This window comes from Legionella sp., assembly GCF_047605385.1.
Taxonomy (GTDB): Bacteria; Pseudomonadota; Gammaproteobacteria; order Legionellales; family Legionellaceae; genus Legionella.
Genome location: NZ_JASGFU010000104.1, coordinates 1 through 5,857 on the forward strand (window position 1 = coordinate 1; position 5,857 = coordinate 5,857).

Consider the following 5,857-nt stretch of genomic DNA (forward strand, 5'->3'; position numbering starts at 1 on the left):
CTGATTTTTTCAGTGCTTGTGATTGAACCGCTGACGGTACGTTTTGCTCAAAATTTGTTCTTTGTAATTGTAACTTGGCGACGGCAAGCGGCAGTTTAGACTCTTTCGCCAATAGCGCAGCAAGTTTGTCTGGATTGGCTTTGGCCCAAAGTCTTGCTTGTTCATACGCTTTGATGACCGCTTCGATCGCTTCAGGATTTTGTTTGGCAAACGCCTCTTTTACGCTGAGTACACTATAACTATTAAAGTTAATGTTTCTATACAACAGTCTTGCACCAGATTGAATTTGTGCAGAAGCCATTAAAGGATCTAAGCCAGCCCAAGCATCGACCTGATCTCTTTGCAAGGCATTCTTGCCATCTGGATGTTGTAAATGTACCAATTCAACATCATTTTTACTTAAACCCACCGTATCTAAAGCCAGTAAAGTAAACAAATAAGGGTCTGTACCTTTGGTTGCGGCAATTTTTTTCCCTTTTAAATCTTGTAGTTTTTTAATTGGAGAGTTTTTCCCGACCACCAGTGCAGTCCATTCAGGCTGACTTTGTACATACACTGTTTTAATCTGGCTGCCATTTGCTCGGCTTAAGACTGCCGCCAAACCTGCTGTCGATGCAAAATCAATGCTATTGCTATTTAAATATTCAAGCGAACGATTGCTGCCTTGACTAAACACCCATGTGATTTTGGTATTCGGCAATGATTTTTCGAGCAGTTTTTGTTCTCTGACCACCAGACTTGTTGGTGCATAATAAGCATAATCCAACTTCAAGGTGCTCGGGATGGCAGCAATAGCCGATGATGTGGCTACCAGTGATAAGGCAGAGAGTATAATATTTTTAAAAGAAGACACCGCAAAATGATGTTTAGCCATATCAATACAATCTAAAAGAATATATAAGTGACTAAAGAATCTCATGCCAACAATATTTTTTTAAATAAATTATTATGATTAATTAATAAGAAAAAGTTAAAAAATCAGCATCTGGCCTTAGGGTCTTGAATAACCTAAGTTAGACAAGAATTTCTTAGTTTTTGAGTTGCCTTCTGAATATCGGTTTATTCGGACTTAAGCAATAACATCTGCCACCACATGGCTACATTTTCATAAAGTAAAAAATCCAGCATGCGATCTTGTAATTCCATGTGAATCCGACATGCAACTTTAATCAGTAAAAAAGCTACACTGCTACTGTAATGGCACTATTTTAATGAATGAGTGGGTTCCCAAAAATAGTAATTATCAACGCCTTCAATTCGTTCAAATGTGAACCCTAAAGAAAGATAGAATGCATTTGCAGGACTCTGATCCAACGCCATTAACCGAATCGGTATACCGAGTGCACTTGCCTGAGTTTTTAGATTCTGCAAAATAGTCCGCCCCAATCCTTTTCTTTGAAATTCCTCTTTAAGATAAAGATGATCTAGGTAAAGGTATTCGGCATGTGTGCGCAAAACATAGAACCCAGCAACTGTATCGTTTATGGTCAAAACAAAGGTATCTTTTTCTTCAAAAGATGAAAGGAATCGATTACGTGCTCTTATCGGGTCGAATCTATTAATTGCTTCAAGGCTTGGTCGCATTGCGTTAACACGTATGTCTGCCAACATGAGTGCATCATGAGACGTTGCAGGATAAATTTTTAGATTTGAAATCGACATTTTCATAGTGAATCTATCATAAAATATTGATAATAGATCTCTTATATAATTTCACAAGAGAAAACTAACTTTGTGACCTTTTTCTGCCAATATTATTTTTTCATAAGAATATGAATTATATTGTTTTAATAGAGATATTTTCGTGTAAGACGTATTATATTTATTTTATAAGAGTTAAACTATCTTTCATTTAATGTAATCAAATATGAAATAAAATTTAATAGTAAAAATTCTTTATTTTTTTATGTATTTATATATAATTTAGAGATCAAATTATTTCAATAAATTGTATGAGCCATCCAAATAAATATCTTTTTCGCTTATATCTTCCAGCATTTCTGTTTTCAATAGCAGCTACAGAATTAGTAAATAGATCGTTGAAATTAGTTGAGATTAAAAAATCATTATTAGCAATTTATCCTAGTTGGTTTTCTTATCTATTGGACTGGGGTAGTTATCTATTCTTATCATTTGGGTTTTTTATTATGGGATGCTTGTTTACCGATACCTTACCAAAACTATGGGAAAAACCTCCAATAAAGAGCTATGTTGAAAGATTAAATAATCATTCTATGATTTTCGAAAGAATATTTTATATTTTTATGGTTTTATTAATCATATTTGGAGTTGTATATCCATTTTTAAGTGTTATATCAAATAGTTATAAAAGTAATTTCTCATTAGGTGATACTTTTGAATCTATATATTCAGGTATTTTTTTAGCTATATTATTTTTTCTACTTAGGGAGAGATTTTTTGGATATCCAGATTTGAATAACCAATGGTATTTAAAGTCAGTGACACAAGAAAGTGCGTACAACCCTTATAAAGGTATGGAGCTTCACCATCAATTATTCTTAGTTCAAGATAAATCGCAAATAAAAGGTACTGCAGAAAAATATTATGAAGATTCTTCTATTGGTCAAAAAGGAACTCATGTTTTGCACTATAGTGCAGGAAATCGCAGACGTGCTTATATAGAAGGAACGATTCAGAAAAATTATTTCAGTCCCGATATTTTAATTTTACATGCAATTGAACATGGTGAAAAACGTCAATCTACAATTTATTGCCGTATTGAATTAAAAAGAAAATTTCTTATTGGTGATTATGATTTTAGTAGAAAAGGGCTTTTTTATTCTATGGTATCTAGTCAAAAGGGATATGTAGTTTTAAGCAAGGAAAAATTCGCTATGAAAGTACATTCTGTTGATAAAAAGTTTCTTAAAAAAGAAGTAAAAGAGGATGGGAAATCATTTTATTTGAAATTTTTAAAATTCATTAGAGAAATGAAATGATAAAGCTCATATATAAAGTATTGACGCTTCCTCTCTTACATATAGGTAATTTTTTTTATACAAATAATTTTGATGGTATCAAAGATGATCTAGATAAATGCATTGATGTTATCCATAGCAAAAAGCTAGATGTACCTTATTTTTGGATAGATTATTTAATATTTGCAGAAGATCACAGATTTAATATTCATTATGGTATAGATTTTTATTCTATAGTTAGAGCGATACATAGCACTAAACTTAAAAAAACTTATCAAGGTGCGAGTACTATTCAACAGCAGTATGTAAGAGTTGTTACTTCTAGATATGAAAGAACATTATGGAGAAAACTGCGTGAACAGTTACTAGCCATTATTCTTACAAATAGAATAAATAAAGTGGAAATCGCAAAAACTTATTTAACAATAGCGTTTTATGGATCTCAACAGGATGGCTTAGAATGCTATTTAAAAAGAAAAAATCAAAAAAAAGAAGACCTAGTTAGTGATGAAGTACTTGCATTAGTTGCTAGACTTAAGTATCCAGAGCCATTAATTAATAAGGATTTTTGGAAAAAATTAATATCCAATAGAGTGAAGTATATTTTGAGAAGAATGGAGTAAATGTCTACATTTACTAAGCTCATAGATACTGCTCCTCAATTTTTCGGAATTGGTAACAACTGCTTGCCGACAAGAGAAATAGCCTGTATCGAATAAGGCTTCTAAATTATTTAACATAAAATTTATTTAAAATCAATATTTTATAAAATATTCTATCCACCTTGAAAAATAAAAAGAACCGACTTTGACAGCTGTCGGCTCTGTTCTATGCAATTTTGATACGTCTTACCAATAAGTGTGGTTGAAAAACACCCAGTTTGCTCAATCCTCTTATTTCCAAAATTATCCCTATTTTCTGCAGACAACTTTTGGGATAAAAAAGTACAAATTTGTACGTCATATCGCACAACTTTTTAAGGAATTTTCCAATAGTCAGACAGTTCATTTTTTCTTATTATGAACTCATACAGGAACAGGATGTTTCGGAACATAAAACAATCATTATAACGTTCATGCATCAGGATCGTGAGGAATGACAGGAATCAGACCTAAGCAACCAATACGAAAAAGCTCAACAGGATGTTGAGCTTTTTTATTACTTAGAATATCGATAACTGAGTATTAATCTGATAGCGTGTATTACGTCCACCACCTTCTAATTTAACGATACATTCTTTTTCCAGTAAGTCTGACAAGTGACGAGTAGCTGTTGCTTTACTGACTTTCGCAACCTTTTGATATTGTGAAGCACTAATACTATGCTCAAAGCCATTTTCTCCACCATCTAGTAAACGATTTAGAACTTTACGCTGTTCTGTACTCAAGGTTACATTTGAATATTTATGCCAAAATTGACTCTTCAACAGTGTTCGACCAATCTTGGTTAAGGTATTTTCAAGGCTATCGTCTAAAGTATCAAGAAACCAAACTAACCACTCTGTAATATCAGAATCATTTTTTTGCGTTTTTTCTAATATCTCATAGTAACTTTTGCGCTTATTTAATATCGTCGTGGACATAGCATACAAACGGATGCTTTGCTCATCCATTTGAGCCAAAGCTAGATCTGTCAGTATACGTGTAATACGACCATTACCATCATCAAAAGGATGTAAAGTCACAAACCATAAATGGGTAATCCCTGCACGTAACAAAGGGTCGAGCAATGAATCATTCAGACTTTGATTAAACCATGCGATGAAGGCATTTAAGCGATTTTTTAAGCCTTCTCTTGGAGGGGCTTCAAAATGTACAGTAGGATAATCTAATCGACCTGAAACGACCTGCATTGGCTCTGATCCCCTCAGTTGACCGATCCGTAAGCGTTGCATTGTCCAATCAGGATCATTGAAAAGCCACTGATGCCATTGGATGAGCCGTTTAAATGTTAGTGGTTGCTTAACATCATTCAGTGCATCCAACATGATATTCGCTAAACCCTCCGAACGATCTGAGCTTGGATAAGGTTGTTCTAGTGTTACACCCAGACGTCGGGCTAAAGATGAGCGTAATGAAAAAGCATTGAGGGTTTCATTTTCAATTGCTGATGAAGCAATAAGATTGGCAAGTAGCGTATCCAAAGTGAATTGTTCTTTAGCTAAATCATGCTGACTTTGCCCAAGTAGAATTCCTATTTTTTGATGTATTTGTCTGGTTTTAGGTAAGATAAGTGAATCTTGCCATGTGAAATTTGTCTAATTTTCTGCTGGCCAAATCCATTCCTGCATTTTTAATTTTTCGCTAAAAATTTAAGATGAGTCAAATATAACACACATTCAACTCATTATTTGAGCTGAATATATTGGTTAATCAGCTCACTGATTTGTCTAGGGCAGTGTGCTGTGTATCTGGCGATCTGTGCCATTTGTATTTAAGAAATGTCGTCATCCAATGATCGAATGAAAAAAGCGTTTGATAATTGGCATCAAACGCTTTCTTATGAATTTCTAAGCAAGATTAGAAAAACAAGGCGTTATTTTTCTTGCCAAACCGCATCTTGAATTTTAACTGCTTGAGGAATTAATTTTTCTTTGGCAAAGAAGTCGGCAATGTTTTGTTGTGCTGTGACCACATCGGCCGTGACATGATTGACTGGTGACGGTTTTGGTTGTTTCTCAAGCACACGTTTGGCAATGTTAAGGTCTAAACCTGTGCTGTCTGCCAGAATTTGCGCTGTTTCATCTGGATGGCTGTTTATCCATTCATCGGCTTTGTTTAATCCTGCAAGAATTTTCTCTGCATCTTGTGGATGTTCTTTTAAGAATTGTGGTTGTGCCAAATAAAATGAATAGGCCTGAGGAACATTTTTAGAATCAATTAAAGTCTTGGCACTGCCCTCAATTTCGGCTGCACTGG

6 protein-coding genes and 1 pseudogene are annotated in these 5,857 nt (G+C 34.0%); 2 read left to right on the forward strand and 5 right to left on the reverse strand.

Annotated features, from left to right (window positions below):
- Positions 1-874 (reverse strand): aliphatic sulfonate ABC transporter substrate-binding protein (locus QM652_RS13765; protein WP_415076763.1); only part of this gene is annotated, 874 nt, incomplete at its 3' end.
- A 329-nt stretch (positions 875-1,203) separates the two neighbouring features.
- A complete protein-coding gene (locus QM652_RS13770) occupies positions 1,204-1,668 on the reverse strand; it encodes a GNAT family N-acetyltransferase (RefSeq protein ID WP_415076765.1) in 465 nt (154 codons plus the stop codon).
- Positions 1,669-1,952: 284 nt separating this feature from the next.
- Between QM652_RS13770 and QM652_RS13775 the strand changes: the two genes are divergently transcribed.
- Together QM652_RS13775 and QM652_RS13780 are read left to right on the forward strand one after the other, a co-directional pair.
- Positions 1,953-2,960, forward strand: coding sequence for a hypothetical protein (locus QM652_RS13775; protein WP_415076767.1), 1,008 nt, complete (start codon positions 1,953-1,955; stop codon positions 2,958-2,960).
- Positions 2,957-3,562, forward strand: coding sequence for a biosynthetic peptidoglycan transglycosylase (locus tag QM652_RS13780; protein ID WP_415076769.1), 606 nt, complete (start codon positions 2,957-2,959; stop codon positions 3,560-3,562). Before QM652_RS13775 ends, QM652_RS13780 begins: the two co-directional genes overlap by 4 nt.
- A 539-nt stretch (positions 3,563-4,101) precedes the next feature.
- On the opposite strand, the gene QM652_RS13785 is transcribed toward QM652_RS13780, so the two are convergent.
- From QM652_RS13785 to QM652_RS13795, 3 genes and pseudogenes are all read right to left on the reverse strand, one after another.
- The gene (locus tag QM652_RS13785) at positions 4,102-4,926 is read right to left on the reverse strand and encodes a Fic family protein (RefSeq protein WP_415076773.1); all 825 of its coding nucleotides are present in this window, start codon (positions 4,924-4,926) and stop codon (positions 4,102-4,104) included.
- Between the two features lie 66 nt (positions 4,927-4,992).
- Positions 4,993-5,181, reverse strand: a pseudogene (locus QM652_RS13790) (DUF4172 domain-containing protein); the annotation flags it as partial.
- A 293-nt stretch (positions 5,182-5,474) separates the two neighbouring features.
- Positions 5,475-5,857: hypothetical protein (locus QM652_RS13795; RefSeq protein WP_415076771.1), on the reverse strand; the 383-nt coding region annotated here is incomplete at its 5' end.